This is a genomic window from Corynebacterium oculi (assembly GCF_001412105.1).
GTDB classification, from domain to species: Bacteria; Actinomycetota; Actinomycetes; order Mycobacteriales; family Mycobacteriaceae; genus Corynebacterium; species Corynebacterium oculi.
Map to the genome: position 1 here is coordinate 325437 of NZ_LKST01000003.1, position 23217 is coordinate 348653.

At 67.4% G+C, this 23217-nt stretch carries 25 protein-coding genes; 20 read left to right on the forward strand and 5 right to left on the reverse strand.

Annotation, left to right across the window (positions count from 1 at the left end; all coding sequences use genetic code 11):
* Positions 1–2: 2 nt before the first annotated feature.
* From Cocul_RS08980 to Cocul_RS09040, 14 genes are all read left to right on the forward strand, one after another.
* A complete protein-coding gene (locus Cocul_RS08980; RefSeq protein ID WP_055122939.1) occupies positions 3–374 on the forward strand; it encodes a F0F1 ATP synthase subunit epsilon in 372 nt (123 codons plus the stop codon).
* Positions 375–484: 110 nt separating this feature from the next.
* Complete coding sequence (locus Cocul_RS08985) at positions 485–949, forward strand: DUF2550 domain-containing protein (RefSeq protein WP_055122940.1); 465 nt, start codon at positions 485–487, stop codon at positions 947–949.
* A gap of 22 nt (positions 950–971) precedes the next feature.
* Positions 972–1664 (forward strand): endonuclease NucS, encoded by a 693-nt coding sequence (gene nucS / locus Cocul_RS08990; RefSeq protein WP_055122941.1) that lies wholly within the window; start codon positions 972–974, stop codon positions 1662–1664.
* The gene (locus Cocul_RS12365) at positions 1664–1921 is read left to right on the forward strand and encodes a hypothetical protein (protein ID WP_150114433.1); all 258 of its coding nucleotides are present in this window, start codon (positions 1664–1666) and stop codon (positions 1919–1921) included. The genes nucS and Cocul_RS12365 overlap by 1 nt, the downstream gene beginning before the upstream one ends.
* A gap of 77 nt (positions 1922–1998) precedes the next feature.
* Positions 1999–2331 carry an MTH1187 family thiamine-binding protein gene (locus tag Cocul_RS08995; RefSeq protein ID WP_055122942.1) on the forward strand — a complete coding sequence of 111 codons (333 nt, stop codon included), beginning with the start codon at positions 1999–2001 and terminating at the stop codon, positions 2329–2331.
* Complete coding sequence (locus tag Cocul_RS09000; RefSeq protein WP_055122943.1) at positions 2315–3175, forward strand: tetratricopeptide repeat protein; 861 nt, start codon at positions 2315–2317, stop codon at positions 3173–3175. The genes Cocul_RS08995 and Cocul_RS09000 overlap by 17 nt, the downstream gene beginning before the upstream one ends.
* A 70-nt stretch (positions 3176–3245) precedes the next feature.
* Positions 3246–4079 (forward strand): ABC transporter ATP-binding protein, encoded by an 834-nt coding sequence (locus Cocul_RS09005; RefSeq protein WP_055122944.1) that lies wholly within the window; start codon positions 3246–3248, stop codon positions 4077–4079.
* Positions 4080–4119: 40 nt separating this feature from the next.
* Positions 4120–4887: an NUDIX hydrolase gene (locus Cocul_RS09010; protein WP_055122945.1), complete on the forward strand. Its 768-nt coding sequence runs from the start codon at positions 4120–4122 to the stop codon at positions 4885–4887.
* Positions 4888–4892: 5 nt separating this feature from the next.
* A complete protein-coding gene (locus tag Cocul_RS09015; protein ID WP_055122946.1) occupies positions 4893–6044 on the forward strand; it encodes a THUMP-like domain-containing protein in 1152 nt (383 codons plus the stop codon).
* 73 nt (positions 6045–6117) lie between these two features.
* A complete protein-coding gene (locus Cocul_RS09020) occupies positions 6118–6906 on the forward strand; it encodes an electron transfer flavoprotein subunit beta/FixA family protein (RefSeq protein ID WP_055122947.1) in 789 nt (262 codons plus the stop codon).
* Positions 6907–6941: 35 nt separating this feature from the next.
* On the forward strand, positions 6942–7877 hold the full coding sequence (locus Cocul_RS09025) for an electron transfer flavoprotein subunit alpha/FixB family protein (protein WP_055122948.1): 936 nt from the start codon (positions 6942–6944) through the stop codon (positions 7875–7877).
* The gene (locus Cocul_RS09030) at positions 7874–8998 is read left to right on the forward strand and encodes a cysteine desulfurase family protein (RefSeq protein ID WP_055122949.1); all 1125 of its coding nucleotides are present in this window, start codon (positions 7874–7876) and stop codon (positions 8996–8998) included. Before Cocul_RS09025 ends, Cocul_RS09030 begins: the two co-directional genes overlap by 4 nt.
* 92 nt (positions 8999–9090) lie before the next feature.
* Complete coding sequence (locus Cocul_RS09035) at positions 9091–10278, forward strand: alpha/beta hydrolase (protein ID WP_055122950.1); 1188 nt, start codon at positions 9091–9093, stop codon at positions 10276–10278.
* Positions 10275–12722 (forward strand): bifunctional lysylphosphatidylglycerol flippase/synthetase MprF, encoded by a 2448-nt coding sequence (locus tag Cocul_RS09040; protein ID WP_055122951.1) that lies wholly within the window; start codon positions 10275–10277, stop codon positions 12720–12722. Before Cocul_RS09035 ends, Cocul_RS09040 begins: the two co-directional genes overlap by 4 nt.
* On the opposite strand, the gene Cocul_RS09045 is transcribed toward Cocul_RS09040, so the two are convergent.
* A complete protein-coding gene (locus Cocul_RS09045) occupies positions 12628–14610 on the reverse strand; it encodes a PTS sugar transporter subunit IIABC (RefSeq protein WP_055122952.1) in 1983 nt (660 codons plus the stop codon). The two genes, Cocul_RS09040 and Cocul_RS09045, sit on opposite strands and share 95 nt — an antisense overlap.
* 73 nt (positions 14611–14683) lie before the next feature.
* Positions 14684–15517, reverse strand: a complete 834-nt coding sequence (locus Cocul_RS09050; RefSeq protein ID WP_055122953.1) for a spermidine synthase — start codon at positions 15515–15517, stop codon at positions 14684–14686.
* A 113-nt stretch (positions 15518–15630) separates the two neighbouring features.
* On the opposite strand from Cocul_RS09050, the gene mnmA reads away from it, so the two are divergent.
* Both mnmA and Cocul_RS09060 read left to right on the forward strand, forming a co-directional pair.
* Positions 15631–16713: a tRNA 2-thiouridine(34) synthase MnmA gene (gene mnmA, locus Cocul_RS09055; protein WP_055122954.1), complete on the forward strand. Its 1083-nt coding sequence runs from the start codon at positions 15631–15633 to the stop codon at positions 16711–16713.
* Positions 16713–17606 (forward strand): uroporphyrinogen decarboxylase/cobalamine-independent methonine synthase family protein, encoded by an 894-nt coding sequence (locus tag Cocul_RS09060; RefSeq protein ID WP_055122955.1) that lies wholly within the window; start codon positions 16713–16715, stop codon positions 17604–17606. Before mnmA ends, Cocul_RS09060 begins: the two co-directional genes overlap by 1 nt.
* Here the strand turns inward: Cocul_RS09060 and Cocul_RS09065 are convergent.
* The 3 genes from Cocul_RS09065 to Cocul_RS09075 all read right to left on the reverse strand — a co-directional run bounded on the left by Cocul_RS09065 (position 17576) and on the right by Cocul_RS09075 (position 19099).
* Positions 17576–17800, reverse strand: a complete 225-nt coding sequence (locus tag Cocul_RS09065; protein WP_055122956.1) for a heavy-metal-associated domain-containing protein — start codon at positions 17798–17800, stop codon at positions 17576–17578. The genes Cocul_RS09060 and Cocul_RS09065 overlap by 31 nt on opposite strands.
* Before the next feature lie 89 nt (positions 17801–17889).
* Positions 17890–18291, reverse strand: a complete 402-nt coding sequence (locus tag Cocul_RS09070; protein ID WP_055122957.1) for a hypothetical protein — start codon at positions 18289–18291, stop codon at positions 17890–17892.
* A gap of 133 nt (positions 18292–18424) precedes the next feature.
* Complete coding sequence (locus Cocul_RS09075) at positions 18425–19099, reverse strand: 3'-5' exonuclease (protein ID WP_055122958.1); 675 nt, start codon at positions 19097–19099, stop codon at positions 18425–18427.
* A gap of 44 nt (positions 19100–19143) precedes the next feature.
* On the opposite strand from Cocul_RS09075, the gene ligA reads away from it, so the two are divergent.
* The 4 genes from ligA to Cocul_RS09095 all read left to right on the forward strand — a co-directional run bounded on the left by ligA (position 19144) and on the right by Cocul_RS09095 (position 23211).
* On the forward strand, positions 19144–21198 hold the full coding sequence (gene ligA, locus Cocul_RS09080; protein WP_055123089.1) for an NAD-dependent DNA ligase LigA: 2055 nt from the start codon (positions 19144–19146) through the stop codon (positions 21196–21198).
* Positions 21199–21367: 169 nt separating this feature from the next.
* Positions 21368–21631 (forward strand): hypothetical protein, encoded by a 264-nt coding sequence (locus Cocul_RS09085; protein WP_055122959.1) that lies wholly within the window; start codon positions 21368–21370, stop codon positions 21629–21631.
* Between the two features lie 174 nt (positions 21632–21805).
* Positions 21806–22429, forward strand: a complete 624-nt coding sequence (locus Cocul_RS09090) for a DUF4956 domain-containing protein (protein ID WP_055122960.1) — start codon at positions 21806–21808, stop codon at positions 22427–22429.
* Positions 22430–22443: 14 nt separating this feature from the next.
* Positions 22444–23211 carry a polyphosphate polymerase domain-containing protein gene (locus Cocul_RS09095; RefSeq protein WP_160318509.1) on the forward strand — a complete coding sequence of 256 codons (768 nt, stop codon included), beginning with the start codon at positions 22444–22446 and terminating at the stop codon, positions 23209–23211.
* Positions 23212–23217 lie beyond the last annotated feature (6 nt).

Here is a 23217-nt window from a genome sequence, read left to right on the forward strand (position 1 = left end):
TCATGGCTGCCATCACCGTAGAATTGGTCTCCGTGGAGGAGAAGCTGTGGCACGGCGAGGCCAGCATTGTCACCGCCGAGACCACCGAGGGTGAGATCGGCGTGCTCCCCGGCCACGAGCCTATGCTCGGCCAGCTGGTCGAGAACGGCGTGGTCACCATTCGTCCCGTGGACGGCGATCGTCTCGTGGCCGCCGTCCAGGGTGGTTTCCTGTCCGTGTCGGCGGAGAAGGTGATCATCCTTGCCGATTACGCCGTGTGGGCCACCGACGTGGACGTGGCCGCCGCGCAGGCGGATCTGGGTTCGCAGGATGACCTGGTGCGAAGCCGCGCCGATGCTGCGTTGAAGGCACAGCGTCGTTTAGCGCAGGCATAGTCTGCTCTCTTGCTCAAAGCCCTCCCGCGGGTTCGCCCGGGGGAGGGCTTTTTAGTACAATTCCTCTCAACATCATGGCCGGATAGCGGGTGAAAAGAGGTGCGTGCCGCGTGAGTGACATCGCCGTGTGGTTGGTGGTCATCCTGCTGGGCGGTGTCTTGGGGCTGGCGGCGTGGCGGTTTTTTGCCCTGCGCTCCCGGGGCACCACGGTGGTGTTGCGCCCCCTTCCGGCCTCCGGCACGCATGGCTGGCGGCACGGGTTGGTGCGCTATGAGGGGGAGGAACTGCGTTATTACAAGCTGCGTTCGCTTGCTCCCGTGGCTGATGTGATTTTTGATCGTCAAGCCTTGAGCCTTGCCTCGCATCGCGATTTGAGCGCGCGCGAGGCTTCTTTTATGGCCGAGGGCAGCCGAGTCGTGGTGCTCAAGCACGGCAGGGAGGCGTGGGAGATCGCGGTGGATACCCGCACGGAGATGGCCCTGCGGGCGTGGCTGGAATCGGCCCCGGACGTGCGCCAGGAGCGCCCGAACTACCGGGTGCTTAAGCGCCGGATTACCCAGCTGCGGCGTCGCTAGTCTGCTCGGATAGGGTGGGTTCATGCGTTTGGTTATCGCCCATTGCTCGGTGGATTACGTCGGCCGCCTGGAGGCCCACCTGCCCCTGGCAGATCGGTTGTTGTTGGTCAAGGCCGATGGTTCGGTGAGCGTTCATGCCGATGATCGCGCCTATAAGCCGCTGAATTGGATGACCCCGCCGTGCACGCTGAGCGATCTTGCTCTTGAGGGTGAGGACGGTGAGGAGACGGGGGCCCGGCTGTGGATTGTGGAAAATTCCAAGGGGGAGCAGCTGCGGATCACCATTGAGGCCATTCACCATGAGGCTTCCTTTGACCTGGGGGAGGACCCCGGTCTGGTCAAGGACGGGGTGGAGGCGCACTTGCAGGAACTCCTGGCAGAGAATATTGACACCCTGGGCGAGGGGTACAGCCTTATTCGCCGGGAATACCCCACGGCGATCGGCCCCGTGGATATTTTGTGTCGGGATGCCCAGCAGGCCACGGTGGCGGTGGAGATTAAGCGTCGCGGCGGGATCGATGGCGTGGAGCAGCTCACCCGGTATCTGGAGCTGCTCAACCGGGATTCCCTCCTGGCTCCCGTGCGGGGGGTGTTTGCGGCGCAGGAGATCAAGCCACAGGCGCGCACCCTGGCGGAGGATCGCGGCATCCGGTGCGTGGTGCTGGATTATCAGGAACTGCGCGGCATCGAGAGCGCTGAGCTGCGGCTGTTCTGATGGCTAAGCGGCGCTCCCGTCGAGGCACCCCACGCCACTACGGCCCTCGCCCGCTGGGGGCGGTGTGGGACACGGTGAGCATCGGGGGATACATGATGCGCCCGATCACGGCGGAACGCGCGCTCAAGGAGTATCGCTGCCCCGGCTGCCACCAGATCATTCCGGTGCGCATGGCGCACGTGGTGGCCTGGCCGATCGACGGGGGCGCCGAGGAGCGCCGCCATTGGCATCGCTTTTGCTTCGAGCGGTTGAGGTAAGCGGCGGAAATGGGTGGCTGAGGCGTCCATCTGCCCGCGGCCAATCCGCCTCAACCGGCGCGAGTAGAGTGGGCCGCATGATCGTAGCCTTTTCTGTGGCCCCCACGCAGACCCCCGGACGCGAGGCGGAAATGGCCGATGCGGTAGCACAGGCGGTGGCGGTGGTGCGGGCCTCGGGTTTACCCAATGAGACCAACGCCATGTTCACCCTGATCGAGGGGGAATGGGACGAGGTGATGGCGGTGGTCAAGGAGGCTTCCGAGGCGGTTCTGGCGGTGTCTCCGAGGGTATCTTTGGTGCTCAAGGCGGATATTCGCCCCGGTTACCGCAATCAGCTGCGCGGCAAGGTGGAATCGGTGGAGAAGCGGTTGAAGGAAAGAAAAGAGGAGCATTATGACGGCACCCGATAGGTTTATGTACGGAGCGGTGGATCTTAGCCAGGTGCAGGCCGCCGCCCAGGCGCGCGAGACGCCGGCGGGGGAGGTGCCGGCGCTCACGGAGGTGAGCGCCGCGAACCTGGAGGCGGCGGTATTGCAGCGCTCCGCCCAGGTGCCGGTGGTGGTGCTGGTGGGAACGCCGCGCAGCCCGGAATCGGAGCAGCTCAAGGTGGATCTGGAAGCCTTAGCGCAGGAGGCTCAGCGGGCCTTCCTCGTGGGTTACGTTGACGCGGATCGTGCGCCGGAGGTAGCGCAGGTCTTTGGCGTGCAGGTGCTGCCCACCGTGGTAGCCGTTGCGGCCGGGCGCCCGGTGACCTCGTTTGAGGGCGGGCAGCCCAGGGAGGCGCTCGCGCAATGGGCAAACGCGCTGGTGGCGCAGCTGGGTGGCCAGCTTTCCGGCCTGCCGCAGGAGGAGGCCGAGGCCCCGGAGGAGCAGGGCGGCCTGAGCGAGCTGGACTACGCTATCGCCGTGGCCGCCCAGGGGCATGACGAGCAGGCCGGGCAGCTCTTCGAGGCGCTGGCCCGGGATCCGCAGGATACCCGCGCCGCCGCCTACCTCGCGCTGTTCCGGCGGATTCAGAGGCGGCGCGAGGTGATCGAGGCGGAGGGGGACGCCGTGGCGGACACCCTGGCGCGGGCCGATGCGCAGGCGTGGGCCGGAAACATCGAGGAGGCCTTTGACCTCGCCCTCGGGCTGCTGGGAGCCGGGGCCAAGGAGCAGGGCAAGGAACACCTGCTGGAACTCTTCCGGCTGTGCGATCCGGCCGATCCCGCCGTGGCGGCCGCGCGAACCCGCCTGGCCAGCGCGCTCTTTTAGGGGGAAACGGGGCGTCGATAAGCAGTACCGAGCCAAGCCCGCGCCCGCCTGCGGCGCAACCTGTGCCAAAATGGTGCCTGTGAATGAACAACGCCAGGACTTGTTGATTGATTTCCGGGACGTATCCGTGATCCGGGGCGGCACGACGATCCTTGGCCCGGTGACGTGGCAGATGGGCCTGGGGGAGCGCTGGGTGATCGTGGGCCCCAACGGCGCGGGCAAGACCACGCTGGTCAATATCGCCTCCGCCGGGGAGTACCCCTCCCGGGGGCAGGTGACGATCCTGGGGGAGCGGCTGGGGCGCACCGATCTGTGCGACCTCCGCACCGCCATCGGCATCTCCTCCTCGGCGTTGGCCCACCGTATTCCCGGCGAGGAAAAGGTGGGTGACCTGGTGGTATCGGCGGGATACGCCGTGCTGGGCCGCTGGCGCGAGCAGTATGATGAACAGGACTTTGAGCGCGCCCACGAGATTCTGGAGCAGGTGGGGGCCATGCACCTCATCGAGCGCCGCTGGGGCACCCTCTCCGAAGGGGAGCGCAAGCGCGTGCTTCTGGCCCGCGCGCTCATGATCGATCCCGAGATCCTGGTTCTCGATGAACCCACCGCAGCGATGGATCTCGGCGGGCGCGAGGATCTGGTGGCGCACCTGAGCGAGCTGGCGGAGGACCCCGCCTCCCCGGCCACGGTGATGATTACGCACCACGTGGAGGAGATCCCGCAGGGCTTTACCCACGCCATGCTTCTCGACGAAGGCGCGGTGGTCGCCCAGGGGCCCATCGGCGAGGTGCTCACCAGCGAGAACCTGACCAAGACGTTCCACCAGTCCATCGAACTCACCGAGGTCGAGGGCCGCTATTTTGCCCGCCGAACGCGCCGGGGAGGTTCCCACCGCCACGCCTGATACACCTTGTTTCCCGCTTCCCCGAAAAAGAAAGACCAGCATGGATGAACCGGCGCTGCTCTCCGCCACGGTGCTCCTGGTGCGCGATGGTGCCCAGGGCCTTGAGGTGTGGGTGCAGGAGCGCGTGTCCACCATGCCGGACTATCCGGGCATGACGGTCTTTCCCGGCGGGCGGGTGGACGCGCGGGACCGCGGCGGGGATCGGGATGTGTGGGCGGGTAGCTCGGCGGAGAACGCCGCCCGGATTCTGGGGACTAATGCCCACGCCGCGCATGGGTTGGTCTTTGCGGCGGTGCGCGAACTCTTTGAGGAAACCGGCACCCTCCTGGCCGTGCACCCCAACGGCAATACGGTGGCGGATGCCTCCCCGTATCACGAGGAGCGCTTGGCCCTGGAATCGCACCGCCGTTCCCTAACAGACGTCCTTGCCACCAATGACCTGCGCGTTCACGCGGGCCTTTTGCACCCCTGGGCCCGCTGGGTGGGCACCTCGGAGCAGGGCAGGGTCTTTGATACCTTTTCCTTCCTGGCGGTACGGCCAGTGGGGCAGGAACCCGATGGTGCCTCGCCGGAGACGGATTCCGCGGGGTGGTTTTCTCCCCGGCTGCTCATCGAGGGGTGGCGGCACGGCCTGGTGCGGCTGGTGATCCCCACCTGGGCGCAACTCATGCGGCTCTCCCGGTGCGCCACGGTGGTGGAGGCCGTGGCGGAGGCGGAGGGCTCGGACATGACCCCGGTGGTGGGCTCGCCCCGGCACGATCCCCGGTACCGCGAGTTCTATTCCACCCCCTTTCACGAGCGGATCTAGGCCCCATGCCCTTTACCCCAGCCGAGGTGCATTTCCTGGATCGCCACCGCGAGGAGGTCGCGGCGCTCGCCGCCACCGTGGGCCTGACCAAGGCCACGGCGCTGAGCGACGCCGCCTGCGCCCGCGCGGCGCTAGGCGAGCACGGCCGCGCCGCCCTGGAACTAATCCAGGCTCGCCGCGCGGGGGCGGGAAAGTTCCCGGATACCTGGCTGGCGGATCACGACGCCGCCCAGCAGGCCACCCCGGCCCCGGTGGCCAGGCAGCGGGCGCGCCGCCTGGCCCGACACGCCGCGATGGTGCACGACGTCACCTGTTCCATCGGCACCGAGGGGCACGCCTACCAGGAGGAGGGGTTGGCTTACCTCGGCTCTGACGTCGATGCCGCGCGCACGCGCATGGCCGCCCGCAATCTGGCCGGGGTGCCTGGTGCGCTGATCCTGCGCGCCGACGCCCTGGTTCCCACCAGCGCCGCCGAGGTCATCGTGGCGGACCCGGCGCGGCGGGCGGGTGGCCGCCGGATCAGCGATCCCGCCCGGCTCCTGCCGCCCCTGCCCGCCCTGCTTGAGGCTCATGCGGGCCGGCACCTGGCGGTCAAATGCGCGCCGGGTATTGATTACTCCGGCTGGGCGGGACTGGCGAGCGTGTCGAGCGTGGCGGGGGCGGTGAAGGAAACCTGCCTGTATAGCCCCGGCCTGGCGGAGGGGGTGCGTCGAGAGGCGGTGATGGTGACCCCGCAGGGGGTGGATCGCCTCACCGACGCGATGCCGGAGGACGTGGGCGCGGATCTGCCCGGGCGTTACATCGTTGACCCCGACGGCGCGGTGGTGCGCGCGGGCCTGGTGCGCCAATACGCCGCGCGGGAGGGCCTGTGGATGCTCGATGAGCGCATCGCGTACCTCACCGGGGATCGCCTCCCCGAGGGGCGCAGCGGCTTTGCCTACCTGGAGACGGTGCCACTGAAAAGGGCCCAGGAGGCTCTGAAACGGCATGACGCCGGGACGGTGGAGATCCTGGCGCGCGGGGTGGAGGTGGACCCGGATGCGCTGCGCAAGAAGTGGAAACTCAAGGGCCGCAACCCCATGACCGTGGTGTGCACGAGGATCGGGCGGCAGGGCGTGGCGCTGATCTGCGGGCCACGGATCAGTACGGATAAGTGAGGCTTGACTACACTGGCGGCGGCGACCTCTAAGGACGTACCGAATAGCGAAGTAAGAAAGAGAGGGGATTGCGATGCCCGCAATCGTGGTGCTGGTGAAAAGCGTGCCGGATACGTGGTCGGAAAAGACCCTGGAGGCGGATTACACCATTGATCGCGTGAACGCGGATACCGTGATCGACGAGATCAACGAGTATGCGGTGGAACAGGCGTTGCGCCTGCGCGAGGCCCACCCGGAATCGCAGTACCGGGTGGTGGCGCTGAGCGCGGGCCCGGAGTCCGCCGAGGCCGCGCTGCGCAAGGCCATAGCGATGGGCGCGGATGACGCGGTGCACGTGGTGGACGCGGCGCTGGCCGGCTCCGATGTGCTCGGCACCACCTGGGCCCTGACCAATGCGATCAATACCATCGAGGACGTGGCGCTGGTGATCGCCGGCGACGCCTCCTCGGACGGCGCCAGCGGCGCGTTGCCGGGCATCGTGGCGGAATACCGGCAGGTACCGGCCCTGACCTACCTGCGCGAGGTGCGCCTGGAGGGGGATGCCGTGGTGGGCGTGCGGGAGGATCACCGGGGCACCTGGGAGCTGCGCGCGGCGCTTCCCGCCGTGATCTCGGTGACGGATAAGGCCGATAAGCCGCGCTTTGCCAATTTCAAGGGCATCATGGCGGCCAAGAAGCACCAGATCACCACCGTGGATCTGGCCGGAATCGGCGTATCCCCGGAGCAGGTGGGCCTGGCGCACTCGGCCACGGTGGTCACGGGCGCGGCGCAGCGCCCGCCCCGGGCCGCGGGCCGCACGGTGCGCGGCGAGGAGGCCGCCGCCGAGGTGGCGCAGTTCCTGGCCGATGAGAATCTTCTGTAACTCGACCCGACCTTAATTTTTCCGAGGAGATCATCATGACGAATGCTTATGTTCTGGTCGAGCACCACGGCGCGACCCTCGATCCCATGACCGCAGAACTCATCACCGCCGCGCGCGTCTTTGGCGAGGTCACCGCCGTGCTCGTGGGCGGCGAGGTGGATACCCTGGCCCCGCAACTGGCGGAGTTGGGCGCGCACACGGTGGCCGCCGCCCCGCACACCACTCAGCGTCTGCTGCTGGCGGAGGTGCAGGCGGTGCAGTCCCTCGCGGCGGCCGCGCCCGCGCCGATCGTGGTGGCGGCCAACCCGGCCGGAAACGAGATCGGCGGGCGGCTCGCCGCCCGCCTGGCCTCGGGCTTCCTGCGCGATGTGGTGGGCATTAATGCCGATGGCACCGCCAATCAATCCATCTTTGGCGATACCGTGCAGGTGAGCGCGGCGGTGGGGGGCACCAGCCCGGTGTACACGCTGCGTCCCGGCGCGATCGAGGCCGTGCCGCAGGCGGCACCGGGCACCGTGATGGCGCTGCCGGAACTCGCTGCCGGCCCCACGGACGTGGAGGTGGTGTCCTTCCAGCCGGCGCAGCGCGGGGAACGCCCGGAACTCACGCAGGCCAAGATCGTGGTGGCCGGCGGGCGCGGAGTGGGGGATCAGTTCCCCCAGATCGTCGAGCGCCTGGCCGATGCCCTGGGCGGTGCGGTGGGGGCCACCCGCGACGCCGTGGATCTGGGGCACTACGAGGCCCAGTATCAGATCGGGCAGACCGGCGTGACCGTGGCTCCCGATCTCTACATCGGGCTGGGAGTTTCCGGGGCCATTCAGCACCTTTCCGGCATGCAGACGGCCAAGAAGATCGTGGTGGTCAATAACGATGAGGACGCCCCGATCTTCCAGGTGGCCGACCTGGGCGTGGTGGGCGATCTCTTTGAGGTGGTGCCTGCGCTCATCGAGGAGATCGCCAAGCGCCGATGAGCCACTACTTCGATCACGCCGCCACCACCCCCCTGCGCAGCGAGGCCCGCGAGGCGTGGTTGCGGCACGCGGACGCGCTCAATCCCGGGGGCCAGTATGCCTCCGGGCGCGCGGCGCGTTCCGCGCTGGACGGCGCCCGGGAGGAGATCGCGGAGCTGTTGGGGGCCGATCCCGTGGAGGTGATCTTCACGGGATCGGGGACGGAGGCCGATAACCTGGCGATCCAGGGCCTCTACCGCGCCAGCCCGCGAGATCGGGTGCTCAGCAGCCCGGTGGAGCACCCGGCCGTGCGCGAGGTGATCGCGCACCTGGGCCAGCGGGGAGCGCGGGTGGAGTGGCTGCCCGTGGACGCCGGCGGGCACGTGAGCGATCTTGGGGCCGTGGATACCCCGGCGGCGCTGGTGGCATGCATGTACGCCAATAATGAGACGGGTGCTCTGCAACCCGTATCTCCCCTGATCGCGCGGGCGCAGGAGGCGGGCACGCCGGTGCATGTTGATGCCGTGCAGGCCCTGGGGCGATGCGAGATTGACTTTCACGCCCTGGGGGCCACCACGCTGGCGGGCAGCGCCCACAAGTTCGGCGGGCCCCGGGGGGTGGGCCTGCTGCTGGCTCGGCGGTCCCCGGCACCGCAGCCGGTGTTTTTTGGTGGCGGCCAGGAGCGCGGAATTCGCCCGGGTACGAACGACGTCGCCGGGGCGGCGGCCACGGCGGCCGCGTTGCGGGCCGCGCTGAGCGACCGGGAGGCGGAGGACGATCGGCTGCGCGGCCTGCGCGACGATCTGTTGCGCCGAGTACTCCACGAGATCGACGAGGTGCGGGTTAACACGGTGGAGCCGGCGCTGCCCGGTCATCTGAGCCTCTCGTTTCCCGGCGCGGAGGGCGATAGCCTCATCATGCTGCTGGACAGCCTGGGCATTGAGGCCGCCACGGGTTCGGCCTGCCACAGCGGGGTCAATCGTGCCTCGGAGGTACTGTTGGCGATGGGGGTGCCGGAGGCGCAGGCGCGCGGAACCGTGAGGCTGACCCTGGGGCGCACTACCACCGAGGCGGACGTGGAATATCTGGCGGCGCATCTGCCCGAGGTGGTGCGCCGTGCCCGGCTGGCGGGCATGGCTTAGGAGAGAAATGGGGGAGAAGTGGGGGAAATAGCCGGGGAGTAAACGGGAAAGGCTCAGGTTGGTGGCAGCAACCGGGAGTACAACAAGCAGTTATGAATTGGTTGTGGTCTCTTTCCCTCACCGGGGCGGCGGCGCAGGCGGTGATTGTGGCGAGCTGGGCGTGCGGCGTGGTGCTTGCGGCCTGGGGGAAGTATCGCCTGCGGGCGGCGGGGGCGGCCGGAGCGATCACGGTGGCGATCTGGTGGGTGTTGGAGGTGGCGTGGCGGCCGTTTCCCGATCGGGTGGATTGGCGGGTGTACCTGGTGGGAATGGGGGTAATTTTTAGCCTCATTTGCCTGATGCAGCGCCGCGCGGTGGTTATTATTTCTGTGGTGCTTACTACTTTTGCCACCCTGGGGACGCTCAACCTGGTGTTCCAGGAGTACCCCACGGTGCGTTCCTTTGATCCCACGCCGGTGGCGGTGGACATGCCGTATGCGCAATTCCAGGCATCCTCCCAGCCTCCGCGATTAGACGGCCGCGAGGTGGGAGCGTTGGTCACGGTGGATCTTCCGGGTTCGGGCTTTCAACCCCGCTCGGCGGTGGCCTATGTTCCCCCGGCCTACTGGCGCGGGGCCAAACTGCCGGTGATGGTGCTCATGGCGGGCAACCCCGGAAGCCCCGATCAGTGGTTCCACAACGGGGAGGCGGCGCAGACCGCCGATGCTTACCAGGAGCGCCACGGGGGCGTGGCGCCGATCGTGGTGAGCGTGGACGCCACGGGCTCCTTCACCGGAAATCCACTCTGCACGGACGGCCCGGAGCAAAAAGTGATGACGTATCTGACGCAGGACGTGCCGGCGGGTATCCACCGGCTTTTCCGCGCGGAGGAGGATCAATCCCGGTGGATCATCGGGGGTCTTAGCTACGGAGGCACCTGCGCCTTGCAGGTGGTCACCAATCACCCGGAGGCCTACGGCACCTTCCTGAACTTTTCCGGGCAGGCCGAACCTACGATGGGCGATCACGGACAGACCGTGGAGCGCTTCTTTGGCGGGGAGGAATCCGCCTTTGCCGCGCAGAATCCCGCGGATCTGCTGGCCTCCCGGGCGTACCCGCACACCCGGGGCCGCTTCGTGGCGGGAGAGCGCGATGCGGAATCCGTGGCGGCCTTAACGCACCTCAATGATCTGGCGAGGGCTTCCGGTATGGATACCCGCATGCTCACGGTGCCCGGGGGCCACTCCTTCGAGGTATGGCGGGTGGCCCTGGCGGAGACGTTTGATTGGGCGGTGCGATGAGCGCGGCGTCGGGACGGCCCCTGCGTTTCCGCCTTCCGACGGCGCGGCGCATTCCCTTTTCCCTCGCCGCGCTGGCGGTGATGTGGGTCCTGCACTGGGCCGTGCCCCGGACGGCTCTGTCCTTGGACATGGGTGATGTGCGGCAGCCCTGGCGCATCCTCAGCGCCGGGCTGACCTCGGGTTCGCGCGTGGGCCTGATCTTTGCCTCGCTGGCGGTCATCCTCTTGATTATTCCGACGGAGCGGACCCTGGGCACGGCTCGCACGGCGGCGGTGGCGGCGGCGATGCATCTGTGTTCGATGCTGGTGGGCCTGCTTGCGGTGCGCCTGGTGGCGGAGACGGGTTTTCACCGCTGGGGCCATGACCTCGTGCACGCCTCCTATTTATCCCCGGTTTCCTGGATCTTCGGCACGGCGGCTTATGCCAGCGCGGCCATGCCGCTGCTGTGGCGGCGTCGCATAGCGGTGTGGCTGGTGGCGCTGTGCGGCACGCTGGTGTTGTTTTCCGGGAGCGTGTCCGATGTGGTGGGGTTGATCAGCATGCTCCTGGGGCTGGCGGCGGGGGCGGTGCGGTATGGCCGGGTGCCGCTGCGCGTGGGCTCCGTGCGCGAGGTGCGGGTGCTGGTGAGTACCTTCCTGGCGGCGGTGTCCTTTGGCCCGCTGGTGGCCAGCACGCATCCGGGTTCGGGCAGCCCCCTGGCCTTCGTGGGCACGCTGATCTGGCTGCCCGCGCGCCGGAGCTATGAGGCGGCGATGGTCTGCCAGGGAAATGTGCATGCGCAATCCTGCCGGGAGGCGGTGGTGTTGGCGCAGCAGGCGGGGGTGGAGCCCTCGGTGGTGAACTTCATGCCGCTGCTGCTGAACCTGGTGGTGATCGCGGGGCTGCTCAAGGGGCGTCGCGTCGCCTGGTGGCTGGCCCTGGCGGCGCAGGTGCTGGCGGTGGTGGCGCTGGCCGGGCAGGCGTGGGCGCACGATCGGGAGGGGGCCGTGGTGCTCATGGTCCTGCCGTGGTTGGGCGGGATCGCCCTGTTGCTGGGCACGCGCCGCCATTTTCCCGTGTCCATCGCCGCGAGGAATATCCGGCGCTGCCTGGCGGTGATCGGCGGTACTCTGGCCTTGACCTCCGCCGTGTGGCTCGCGGGGGCCTCGCTCATGGGCGTGGCGTGGTCGGCGGTGCTGAGGGAGTGGCCGCTGCGTTATCTTCCGCCCTCGTGGACCCCGCTGTTTCGCATGACCCTGATCCCGGAGCGCCCCGCGGCGTGGGCGCTGTATGCGTGGCTGGGGGCGGTGTTCTACCTGGTGACGGCGCTCGCGCTGTATCGCCTGCTCATGAGCGTGCCGGACGAGGAGGCGGAGCAGAAGCGCGAGCGGGCGCGGGCGCTGTTGCGCCACGGGGATCACCTCCAGGCCATGACGCTGTGGGAGGGAAATAGTTATTGGTTTGGCTCGCACGCTGGGGTGGACGGGTATGTGGCGTATCGGGTGCGTCGGGGCATCGCGGTGACCGTGGGGGAGCCGGTGGGAAGCCCGGGCCTGGCGGCGGGCTTCGAGGCCTTTGCCGCTGGCCGGGGGTGGACGGTGGCCTGGTATTCCGTGCGCGAAAGCTTTGCCGATACCCTCCCCGGCTATCGACGCATCCACGTGGCCGAGGAATCGGTATTGCGCACGGACAGCGTGGAGTTCCGGGGCAAGAAGTTCCAGAACGTGCGCACCGCCCGCAACCGCGCGGAGAAGGAGGGGATCCGGGCCCGCTGGACGACCTGGGGGGAGGCGGACGTGGCGCTGCGCCAGCGCATCGAGGAACTCTCCGCGGAGTGGTTGGCGGATAAGCCCCTGCCGGAGATGGGATTTACCCTGGGCACCATCACGGAATTGAGCACCCCCGGCACGCGGCTACTGGTGGCCGAGGACGCCTCCGGCCGGTTGCACGCCGTGACCAGCTGGCTGCCCGTCTACGAGCACGGCGCGGTGGCGGGGCTGACCCTGGATTTCCTGCGGCGTGACGCCTCGGGCTTTAAGTCCGCCATCGAATTTCTGCTCTCCCAGGCGCTTCTCGACGCCGCCGCCGAGGGCCTGGGCTGGATCTCTTTGTCCGGCGCACCGCTGGCGCGCAGCACCCCGGCGGAGGGCTTCGTGGATCAAACGCTGGATCGCGTGGGGGCCTCGATGGAGCCGTTCTATGGTTTCCGCTCGCTGGCGGCGTCCAAGTACAAGTTCCACCCGGAATACCACCCCTGGTACGTGGTGTGCCGGGACGAGCTGGCGCTGCCCAACGTGGCCCTGGCGGTGTCCCAGTGCTACTTGCCGCAGCTCAAGACCTCCGAGGCCGCCCGGCTGCTGCGCACGTGGCTTAGCGCTGCACTGGTTCGCGGCGGCCGAGGCGAATCTTCTTCACCTCGCGGCCGTTCTGGACGTCGGAATCCTGAAAACCAAAGAGGTAGGTGAGCACGAAGGCCACCGTGGCGGCGGTGCCCGAGGCGATCCAGAATCCCCAGAAGCTGAAGTCCAAGCCCTCGGGATTAATGAAGGAGGTAAAGCCGATCAACGATCCGGTAAAGCCCCACATGTTTACCTGCAAAAGGCCAGTGAGCAGGCCGCCGCAGGCGCCGCCGATGGAGGCCATGAGGAAGATGCGGCCGTACTTGAGGTTCACGCCGTACATGGCGGGCTCCGTGATCCCACAAAACGCGGCGATGGCGGCGGAGCCGGAAAGTTCCTTGATCTTGAGCAGCCGGGATTTCACGAACACCGCCAGCACCGCCCCGCCCTGGGCCACCATCGTGGCGGAGATGATGGCGTTGAGCGGAGACTGCCCGGTCAGCGCGATGTCCTGGGCCACCAGCGGGATCACCGCCCAGTGCAGCCCAAAGATCACCAGGGTCTGATAGAACCCGCCGATCACCAGGCCGGAGATGGAGGGCGAGAGATCGTAGAGGCCCTGAATGCCGTTGGCGATGCCGGTGGAGAGGAACGTGACGGCGGGGCCGAGAACCAGCAGGATAGCCAGGGAGACCACCACCACCTCCACCAGGGGGAGGAAGATCATGCGGACGGTGGCCGGAATGACCTTTTTCAGCCAAGGCTCGATGAGGGAGGCCAACCACGCGGCCACGATGATGGGGAAAATGCTGTAACTATAGCTGGCCATGTGATAAGGCAGGCCAAAGAAATCCGCGTTGAGGGACATGCCCAGGACGCTGCTGGATCCCTCCTTGCCGGAAAGCTCTACGATCTGCGGGTAGGTGAGCACGCCGCCCACGATGGCCACGATGATGGGATCCGCCCCCAGGCGCTTGGCGGCGGTAAAGCCCACAAAGATCGGCAGGAAGAAGAACACGGCGTCGCTGAGCGCGTTGATGAGCAGATACGTGTCCGAGGTGGTGGTCACCAGGTCAAAGGTGGTGAGCAGGGAGAGGATTCCCTTGATGATGCCTGAGGCGGCCAGCAGGCCGATCACGGGGATCATCGAGCCGGTAATTACTCCGATGAGGGAGGAGAAACCACGCCCCAGCCAGCCTATCGCGGTGGTGGGGCGCGGCGCGGCCTCATCCTTCTCCGCCGCCACCTCGCCGCCGGCGGCCTGCTCGCCCAGGGCGCCGATGACCTCCTCGTACACGTCCTCCACGCCGGGACCGATGACGATCTGGTACTGGCCCCCGGCGCGGATCACATCGATCACGCCGTCGAGGTCGCGCACGGCATCGTCCTGGGGAATCTGATCGTCGTGAAGGTAGAAGCGCAGGCGGGTGATGCAGTGGGTGACGCTGCGGATATTCTCCGCACCGCCCACCGCCGCCACCAGCGCCTCGGCGCCCTGAGGAGGGGGCGAATCCTGAGCGGCGGGGGCACCCGGGAGCAGCCGGGCGGCCTCCTCCTTGGCCTTGACCTCACCCTCGTGCACCCGTATCCCGGAGGTGGATGCGGCGGAGTTGGTCACGGCCACGATGGTGCAGGTGGACTTCCCGGCCTCGGTGACCGCGGCGGCGTCCATGCGGCCCAGGGGCTGGCCCCGGGTGACCCGCTGCCCCTTGGTCACCGTGATGTCAAAGGGGGCGCCCGCCAGTTCCACGGTGTCGATGCCCAGGTGGAGGAGGACGTCAAGGCCCTCCTCCGTGCGAATGCCCAGGGCGTGCTTGGTCTTGGCGATCATGGTGATGGTTCCGGCGGCGGGGGCGTACACGGTGCCGCCGGGGGTATCGGTGATGCCGAACCCCTCGCCCAGGTTCCCCTTGGCAAAGACGGGGTCGGGCACATGGTTCATGGGAATGACCGTGCCGGAAAGCGGCGCGAGCAGCGGCGGGAGGGCCGCGCCCGAGTGTCCATTGGGGTGCATGGAGAAACTCCTCACAGGCGGATAATCTTCGGTTCAGATTAACACCGCATGCCCGGTTTCCCGCTTGCCCTCCTCACCCACGGGGGTGATCGCGGCGGGGCCGAGTCCCGGAGGCCAGCGCCGCGGCCCAGGCGTGATCGCGCGACTGCGCCGGGGCGGCCCCACCTAGGAGCCTGCGGTGCAGGCCCGCGCGATCCGGGGTTTCTACCTGGCTGGCGGTGAGGATGATGTTCCCGTAGCGCTTGCCCTTGAGCATGGGAGGATCGGCGATGGCCTCCACATGGGCAAAGACCTCCTTTAACCCGGCGATCTCGGCGCGCGCCTCCGCGAGATCTGCGCGGGTGGCGCAGTTGAGCACTAGCAGGCCCTGGGGCGCAAGCGCATGGGAGCAGCGTTGGTAGAACTCCACCGTGCTGAGCGGGCGCGGGGTGGTGGTACCGGAAAAGACGTCGCGGATCATAATGTCGCGGGAGTCCTGCACGAAGGTGTCTGTGACGGCCCGGGCCTCGCCCACGCGAATCTTCACGGTGGGTGCGCGGGGAATATCGAACCACTGGCGCGCGTAGGCGGCCAGGGCGGCGTCGATCTCCACCACGGTGTTTCGGGAACGCGGGTAGACGTCCGCGAGGTACCGCGCCAGGGTGCATGCCCCGCCGCCGAGGTGGGTGATCCGCAGGCGCTGCGGATCAAGCCGGTGTTCCACCGCGTGCTCGATCGCGGCGGCGGCCCAGCGCATGTAATCAAAGGAGAGAAGGCGCGGCCGCCCCAGGGCGACGTGGCTGGATATGGCGCCGTTGACCAGGAGCGTCCAGGAGCCCTCGGCGCCCTGCTCGGGCCTCAGGGTGGCGGTGCCGGTGCTGATCTCATAGGTGCCCGCCTGCGGTGCGGGTGGGTGCTGGCGGGCCATGCGGATCATCTTAGGCGGTGGCGTACACTGTCCCCGGATAGGGCCGTGTCCCCGCGGCGGCGTCGATAAGCGGGGGCCGGGGAACCAAGGTGTATGGAAAGGGGCACGGGGTTATGCGGGTACTGGCCGCGATGAGTGGGGGAGTGGATTCCTCCGTGGCCGCCGCGCGGGCCTTGGCGGCCGGGCACGAGGTGGTGGGGGTGCATCTGGCGCTTTCTCAGGACCCGCAGGCGGTGCGGGAATCCTCGCGCGGGTGCTGCTCCCTGGAGGATTCCGCGGACGCGCGCCGGGTGTGCGATAAGCTCGGCATCCCGTTTTACGTGTGGGACTTCTCCGATCGCTTCAAGGAGGAGGTGATGGAGGACTTTGTGGATTCCTACGTGCGCGGGGAAACCCCCAATCCCTGCCTGCGTTGCAATGAGAAGATCAAGTTCGCGGCGCTGCTAGAGCGCGGGATCGCCCTGGGCTTTGACGCGGTGGTCACCGGCCACTACGCCCGAATTACCCCCGATGGTTACCTGCGCCGCGCCATCGACCCGCGCAAGGATCAGTCTTATGTGCTGGGCGTGCTGGGCGCGCACGAGATCGAGCACTGCCTGTTCCCGGTGGGAGATACCCCCAAGCCACAGATCCGGGAGGAGGCCGCCGAGCATGGCTTTTCCACCGCCTCCAAGCCGGACTCCTATGACATTTGCTTTATCCCGGACGGCAACACCACGGCCTTTTTAGGCTCGCACATCGGTGTGCGCCCCGGCATGATCGTGGACGGTGAGGGCACCCCCCTGCGCCAGCACGACGGCGTGTACGGCTTTACCATCGGGCAGCGCAAGGGCCTCGATATCAAGACCCCGGCCGCCGACGGCCGCCCCCGCTACGTCACCGACATCGACGCCGCCACCGGCACGGTGACCGTGGGCTCACACGAGGACCTCAGCGTGAGCGTGATCGAGGCGGATCGCCTAAAGTACCTGCATCCGGGCATGACCGGCACCCTGGACTGCCAGGTGCAGGTGCGCGCCCACGGCGGGGTGGTGGACTGCCTGGCACACGTTCACCGCGAGGAGGACAGCATGGTCCTGGAGCTGAGCGAGCCGCTCTTCGGGGTGGCGCGCGGCCAGGCCGCCGTGCTGTACCTGCCCGATGAACAGGGGGACATCGTGCTGGGTTCGGGCACCATCTGCGGGACGCGGCGCTGATGCGGGCCTACGGCCTCGGCGTGCTGCCGGGAACCTCCGTGCGGGAGGCGGCGCGCATGGTGCTGGGGGAGACCGGCGAGGTGGTGCACCTGCCGGTGCTGCCCCAGCGCGGCCTGGACTCGCACCCGGTGGGGCGCACCGCCGCGCTGTTGCCGGGGATCCCGGTGGATCGCGGCCCGCGCGGCTGGGTGCTGCGCCCCGGCAACCTGCGCCTTGGGGATCGCCTGCGCCACGATCTGGACGTGTGCGAGGAGGAATGGGCGGGCGCGCCGGGAACGGTCAAGGCGCAGGTCGTGGGCCCGTGGACCCTGGCGGCCAACCTGGAAACCCCGCGCGGGCACCGGGCCCTCACGGACGCGGGGGCGCTGCGCGACCTCACCGAGGCTCTCATCGAGGGGATCGCGGGGCACGCCGCCGAGCTGACCCGGCGCATGGGCGCGGAGGTCATCGTGCAGATCGACGAGCCGTGGGTGGCGCGGATCGCGGCGGGCGAGGTGCCCGGTACGCACGACTTCGATCGGCTCGCCCCGGTGCCCCCGGAGGAGATGGGCGCGCGCCTGCACTCGGTGATCGAGGGGGTGCGGGAGGAAACGCTACTGAATATGTGCGGCCAGGTTCCGCCCTGGGCCGCCGTGCGCCGCAGCCAGGCGCGTACCGTACTGCTTTCCGCCGGGGAGATTCGCGACACCGAGCTTATCGACGCCCTGGGCGAGCACCTCGACGCCGGGTTGCGCCTCGGCGTGGGCGTCGGCCCTCAGCACCGCGATCTCCACGCTATCCTGTGGGAATACTCGCCCAAGGACGAGGCCATCGACGTGGTGGCCGAAGGCCCCTTTTCTACCTTTGCCCAGGCCACGCAGGCCTATCGGGCGGCGGAGCGGCTGGCGGAGTAACCCGCCTCGGCCACGGCCTCCCGCACGGCGGCGTCGGTAGCCTCGTCGAGGGGCTCGGTGCTGTCCAGCACCAGGGTTCCCTGGGCGGCGGAGACCTCGGTGACGGTGAGGCCGGGGATGGCAGAGACCTCCTCGCGCACGGCGTGTTCGCAGTGGGAGCAGGTCATTCCGGTAACGGTGTAGGTGGTCATCATTCCTTCACTATATACCCTCCGGGGGTATGTGGGGAAGAAAAGAAAAGGCGGCGGGATCACCCGCCGCCCGTGACCGCCGTGGCGGTCGGTTACTCGGCCACCAGAGGGGGAGCCATCATGGACACCTGATCGTAGCCGTTGATCTTGAGCACCTCCATGATGCGATCCAGGGCGGCGGAGTCCTTGTCATAGTCAAAGGTCTCGGCCTGCTGGATCGTGGCGGAGTGATCGCCGGTGAAGGAAACGGTGAGCAGCTTGTGCCCGGCCGCCTGCTCCTCCTGGAACACGGCGCGGTTGACGGCCAGCTGGCCGCCGTGAATGAAGAAGCCGGGATCCACGTCGCCCTTGGCCTCCTCCTTGGCCGGGGAGGTGGAGGCGACGTCGCTGCCGGTGGAACCCGAGGCGATGTCCGGGATGTGATCGGCAGGGGAGATGAAGGGGTTCAGGGCCAGCAGGCCGGAGAGGGCGGAGGAAAGAAGAGTGCCAAGCATGGGCTTGTCTCCTTATGGGAAACTAGATCGGAGGAGTGGGCCTTGGCGGAGTGGTTTCTAGGGATCACCGCGCACGCTATGTGAGGCCCATCCGGGAACACACCAGACCCTACTCCTCAGACGTGGGATGCGCTCACCTGTCCCGCATGGGCCACGCCGTGTGGACATCGCTGGCGTCTCGATCCCGGTTTTCCAGGTACCTTTTAAACTCCACCTGCATCTCGTAGTACCCCACGGCCTGAAACTCCATTAACTCCTCCCCGGACATTTTCAGCAGCTCAGGGTAGATTTTCGTCTGCTTCCACGCGATCCTGGCGGCCGCGAGGGCATCCGAGGTGGCCTCGTGGGCGTTATCAATGCGCACCCCGTAGTGTGACGCCATATCGCTCAGCGTTCTTTTGCCTTTTCGGTAACGATCCTTGAGTTTATCCACGACGAAGGGGTCATACACGGTGCCGGTGACGGTGAAATCCCCGGTCAAATGCCGCAACACCGTGAGGTCATAGGCGGCGTTGAACACGATGAGGGTCAGCCCATCGTCCCACCCTTGTTCGATGCTGTCTACCGTTGCGCGCAGCACCTCCTCGTGGGGTTTTCCGTGCTCGCGGGCGTATTCCGTGCTAATCCCGTGCACCTTCTGAGCGGCCTCGGGAATGTCCACCCCAGGATCCGCCAGCAATTCCTCAGGCTGCGCGCCGGAGGAATCAATGCGCACCATCGCAGCGGTGACGATGCGGGCTTGCGTGGGGTCCGCAGAGGTGGTCTCCAGGTCAAAGGAGAGCATCGCGCCGGGATTGAAGTTGCTCATGCCCACCACAGTACGTGGGGTTGGGGTGGATACAATCGGTGAGCGTGAGTGAGAACACCGGGACGAGTGCCAGCACCCAGGAAGATCAAGCCCACCTGCGTCGCCAGTGGGAGGACCTGGCCCAGGAGATCCGCCATCACCGCAGGCTCTATGACAACGAACAGCCGGTGATCCCCGATGCGGAATACGACGCCCTGTTTCAGCGGCTGCTGGATCTAGAGCGCGAGCACCCGGAACTGGCGGTGCCGGAATCACCCACCCAGCAGGTAGGTTCCCCGGTGCCGGACTCCTCCCAATTCGAGGACGTAGAACACCCCCAGCGCATGTACTCCCTGGACAACGCCTTTTCCACGGAAGAGCTGGGGGAGTGGTTTGCCCGCACCCCGGCTCAGGCATACCTCACGGAGCTGAAAATCGACGGCCTCTCCATCGACCTCATCTACGAGCGCGGCAGGCTGGTGCGCGCTGCCACCCGCGGCGACGGCGCGGTGGGGGAAAACATCACCGCCAACGCCAGGGTGATCGAGGACATCCCCCACGCGCTGAGCGGCGAGGACATCCCCGAGATGGTGGAGATTCGCGGGGAGGTGTTCATCGCGGTGGAGGACTTCTCCGAGGTCAACGCCCAGCGCATTGCCTCCGGCGGCAAGCCCTTTGCCAACCCGCGCAACGCCGCGGCCGGTTCGCTGCGCCAGAAAAACGTGGAGGACGTGCGCACCCGCAGGCTGCGCATGATCTGCCACGGGATCGGCGCGCGCGAGGGCTTCGAGCCCCAAAGCCAATACGAGGCCTACGAGGCTTTGCGGGGCTGGGGCCTGCCCGTCTCCCCCTACACCCGCTTGGTGGGCAGCCCGCAGGAGGTGTACGAGCAGGTGAAGTACTGGGAGGAGCACCGCCACGACGCCCTGCACGAGATGGACGGCCTGGTGGTCAAGGTGGACTCCCTGAACCAGCAGCGCCAGTACGGCTTCACCAGCAGGGCCCCGCGCTGGGCCATCGCCTATAAGTATCCCCCGGAGGAGGTGACCACGCGCCTGCTGGACATTCGCGTGGGCGTGGGCCGCACGGGGCGCGTCACCCCCTTTGCGGTGATGAAGCCGGTGCAGGTGGCCGGCTCCACCGTGGCCATGGCCACGCTGCACAACCAGACCGAGGTCAAGCGCAAAGGGGTGCTGATCGGAGATACGGTGGTGATCCGCAAGGCCGGTGAGGTGATCCCGGAGGTGCTGGGCCCGGTGGTGGAGCGCCGCGACGGCACCGAGCGCGCCTTCATTTTCCCCACGCTGTGCCCCGTGTGCGGCACGAGGCTGGCCCCACAAAAGGAAGAGGACGCGGATTGGCGCTGCCCCAATCATCGCAGTTGCCCGGCGCAGCTCTCCGCGCGGCTGACCTACCTGGCGGGGCGGGGCGGATTCGATATTGAGGCGCTCGGAGAAAAGGGCGCGGAGGACTTGATCCGCACCGGGGTGCTGCGGGATGAATCCACCCTCTTCGACCTCACCGAGGAGGACCTGAAGGCCTCGGCGGTGTACACCACTACCAAGGGGGCGGTGAACGCCTCGGGGCGCAAGCTCATTGCGAACCTGGAGCAGGCCCGCCACGCCGATCTCTGGCGGGTGCTGGTGGCGCTGTCCATTAGGCACGTGGGCCCCACCGCCGCGCGGGCATTGGCGCAACGCTACCACGATATGCAGGCGATTCTGAGCGCTCCGGTGGAGGAACTGGCCGAGATCGAGGGCGTGGGCCCGGCCATCGCGGCCTCCGTGGTGGACTGGGGAAAGGTGGACTGGCACCGGGAGATCGTGGAGCGCTGGGCTGCCGCCGGGGTGACCATGAGCGAGGACATTAGCGATCGGCCCGCGCAGGTGCTCGAAGGAATGACCGTGGTGGTCACCGGCACCCTGGAAGGTTTTAGCCGCGATGAGGCCAAGGAGGCCATCATCGCCAGGGGCGGCAAGGCGGCGGGGTCGGTGTCCAAGAAAACCACCTACGTGGTGGCCGGGGAGAACGCGGGCTCCAAGGAGACCAAGGCGCGGCAGCTGGGGGTTCCGGTGCTTGACGAGGAGGGCTTTGCGGCGCTGCTGCGGGGAGAACTGTAGGGAGTTCCGGGGGATTTTTCATTTTGTTCATCGTGGGCGGCGAAGGAAATGAGTAGGGTTCTCTTTGGTAGGGAAATACCTGGGAATGGTGGGGCCGGTGAACCTGATATCCCCTGTTCAGATGGGATGTCCCGGACCTCAACGTCACGGCAAGGGGAAGGGTGGAGAAATGTTGAGGCGGGAAAGCTCCCCCATGATGGGGTGGCTGGCTGTGGTGCTGGTGTGTGTGGTGGGATATGCGTCCTGGCTCGTGCCGCCCGAGTGGTATCCCTATCGGGAGTGGGTGGCGATCCCGCTCATGGTGGCGCTGTGTGGGGCGGCGGGGTGGAGCGCTTGGCGGAATCGCTCGGTGGCGTTGGGGGTGGCGGCGGTGGTGGCGTTTTTTTCGCCGCTGATCGTTATTGTCCTGGGCCTGCTGTTGTGGGGCGTCTAGCTGATCGTGGGGAGTATCGCCAGGTTAACCCACACAGGAAGTGTTCAAGAAACATACAATTACCTCCCTGTAACCTCTCACTGAATGGGTAGCTGATCTCACCGTTCTCTTCAGGGGTGCCCGCCATAGTTAATGGCAGTAACACACCGACTCCCCGAGACAGGTCAGTCCCTGATGTCCGCTATTCCCACGGCCCTCGTCATGCCCGTCATCGACGTGCTCGCTATCTCCCTGCTTGTCTTTGCTATCTACTTCCCCCGCCACCGCCGCGCGGATCTGGTGGTGGCCTTCCTGGGCGTCAACGTCGGCGTGCTCGGCGTGGCCGCCACCCTGGCCACGCAGGAGGTGGGCATGGGCCTGGGCATGGGGCTCTTCGGGGTGTTGTCCATCATCCGCCTGCGCTCCTCGGAAATCTCCCAGACGGAGGTTGCCTACTACTTCGCGGCCCTGGCTATCGGCCTGGTGGCGGGCCTGAGCGGCACTCCCTCCGTCACGGCCGTGGCGGTGATCGTGGCCATCGTGGCGGTGCTCGCCCTGGCCGATTCCCGGTGGTTTACCGGCCGCTCCACCTCCCAGGAGATGATGGTGGAGCGCGCGATCACGGAGAGGGCGGAACTGGTGGAACACCTGGAACGCACCCTCAATGCGCGGGTAATGGACGTCAAGGTCATTCGCCTGGACTGTGTGAATGACACCACCTGGGTATCGGTACGCCTGGATACTCGGCCCGGCAGCCAGCCGTACGGTAACCCCGCGCAGCCCCTGTCCACCCATCCGGAAATGGCGGGCCTGGCATGAGCAGCATGAGCAGTATGACCAGCACAGTGAACATTATGGAGGGGCTTGCCCCCATCACGCTCGAAGAAATCAACGCCGAGGCCGCCATGCTCACCCGCGTGGATCGCAAATACGTCATGCACGCGACCCAGCTAGCGGAGGTGCTGCGCCACATTCCGCAGGATACCCGCGTGCTAGAGATCGCCGGGGTGCGCCAGCAACGCTATCGCACCGTGTACTTTGACACCGATGATCTGCTCAGTTACCGCATGACGGCGCAGAAGAGAAGGCGGCGGTTCAAGGTACGCACCAGGGTGTACCAGGACACCGAGGTCTCCTTCTGTGAGATCAAGACGGCGGGCCCGCGCGGCCTCACGGTCAAGCAGCGCGTGCCCATCGAGGTGGCCGAGGCCCTGGAGAACATGGTTCCGCAGCACACGGCCGCGTGGGTGGATGCCACCCTGGGCGCGGCGCGGGTGCCCACTCGCCACCGTGCCCTGCGCCCGGTGCTGTTCAACCAGTATCGGCGCACCACGCTGTGCCCCAATGACCTGGGCCGGGCGACCATCGACACGGACATCGCCTTCGGCCACGGCGCGGCGTCGGAAGCCGTGCGGGGCTTCGGGATCGTCTACATCGAGACCAAGTCCGGCAACAGCCCCAGCCGCCTGGATCGAGTGCTGTGGTCGCTCGGGCATCGCCCGGCGCGCGTCTCCAAGTTCGGCACCGGCATGGCGGCGCTGAACCCAGGCCTCGCGTACAACAGGTGGACCCCCATCATGCGCGAGTACTACTCCCACTAACCCATC

Excerpts from the sequence above, each read along its gene's own strand:
- Cocul_RS09025 (WP_055122948.1), top strand. The coding sequence starts at position 6,942 with ATGACGAATGCTTATGTTCTGGTCGAGCACCACGGCGCGACCCTCGAT.
- Cocul_RS09085 (WP_055122959.1), top strand. The coding sequence starts at position 21,368 with ATGTTGAGGCGGGAAAGCTCCCCCATGATGGGGTGGCTGGCTGTGGTG.
- Cocul_RS08980 (WP_055122939.1), top strand. The coding sequence starts at position 3 with ATGGCTGCCATCACCGTAGAATTGGTCTCCGTGGAGGAGAAGCTGTGG.
- Cocul_RS09030 (WP_055122949.1), top strand. The coding sequence starts at position 7,874 with ATGAGCCACTACTTCGATCACGCCGCCACCACCCCCCTGCGCAGCGAG.
- Cocul_RS09060 (WP_055122955.1), top strand. The coding sequence starts at position 16,713 with ATGCGGGCCTACGGCCTCGGCGTGCTGCCGGGAACCTCCGTGCGGGAG.
- Cocul_RS09050 (WP_055122953.1), bottom strand. The coding sequence starts at position 15,517 with ATGGCCCGCCAGCACCCACCCGCACCGCAGGCGGGCACCTATGAGATC.
- Cocul_RS09015 (WP_055122946.1), top strand. The coding sequence starts at position 4,893 with ATGCCCTTTACCCCAGCCGAGGTGCATTTCCTGGATCGCCACCGCGAG.
- Cocul_RS09090 (WP_055122960.1), top strand. The coding sequence starts at position 21,806 with ATGTCCGCTATTCCCACGGCCCTCGTCATGCCCGTCATCGACGTGCTC.
- Cocul_RS09045 (WP_055122952.1), bottom strand. The coding sequence starts at position 14,610 with ATGCACCCCAATGGACACTCGGGCGCGGCCCTCCCGCCGCTGCTCGCG.
- Cocul_RS12365 (WP_150114433.1), top strand. The coding sequence starts at position 1,664 with ATGGCTAAGCGGCGCTCCCGTCGAGGCACCCCACGCCACTACGGCCCT.
- Cocul_RS09005 (WP_055122944.1), top strand. The coding sequence starts at position 3,246 with ATGGTGCCTGTGAATGAACAACGCCAGGACTTGTTGATTGATTTCCGG.
- Cocul_RS09070 (WP_055122957.1), bottom strand. The coding sequence starts at position 18,291 with ATGCTTGGCACTCTTCTTTCCTCCGCCCTCTCCGGCCTGCTGGCCCTG.
- mnmA (WP_055122954.1), top strand. The coding sequence starts at position 15,631 with ATGCGGGTACTGGCCGCGATGAGTGGGGGAGTGGATTCCTCCGTGGCC.
- Cocul_RS09000 (WP_055122943.1), top strand. The coding sequence starts at position 2,315 with ATGACGGCACCCGATAGGTTTATGTACGGAGCGGTGGATCTTAGCCAG.
- nucS (WP_055122941.1), top strand. The coding sequence starts at position 972 with ATGCGTTTGGTTATCGCCCATTGCTCGGTGGATTACGTCGGCCGCCTG.
- Cocul_RS09065 (WP_055122956.1), bottom strand. The coding sequence starts at position 17,800 with ATGATGACCACCTACACCGTTACCGGAATGACCTGCTCCCACTGCGAA.
- Cocul_RS08995 (WP_055122942.1), top strand. The coding sequence starts at position 1,999 with ATGATCGTAGCCTTTTCTGTGGCCCCCACGCAGACCCCCGGACGCGAG.
- Cocul_RS09020 (WP_055122947.1), top strand. The coding sequence starts at position 6,118 with ATGCCCGCAATCGTGGTGCTGGTGAAAAGCGTGCCGGATACGTGGTCG.
- Cocul_RS09010 (WP_055122945.1), top strand. The coding sequence starts at position 4,120 with ATGGATGAACCGGCGCTGCTCTCCGCCACGGTGCTCCTGGTGCGCGAT.
- Cocul_RS09075 (WP_055122958.1), bottom strand. The coding sequence starts at position 19,099 with ATGAGCAACTTCAATCCCGGCGCGATGCTCTCCTTTGACCTGGAGACC.
- Cocul_RS09095 (WP_160318509.1), top strand. The coding sequence starts at position 22,444 with ATGACCAGCACAGTGAACATTATGGAGGGGCTTGCCCCCATCACGCTC.
- Cocul_RS09035 (WP_055122950.1), top strand. The coding sequence starts at position 9,091 with ATGAATTGGTTGTGGTCTCTTTCCCTCACCGGGGCGGCGGCGCAGGCG.
- Cocul_RS09040 (WP_055122951.1), top strand. The coding sequence starts at position 10,275 with ATGAGCGCGGCGTCGGGACGGCCCCTGCGTTTCCGCCTTCCGACGGCG.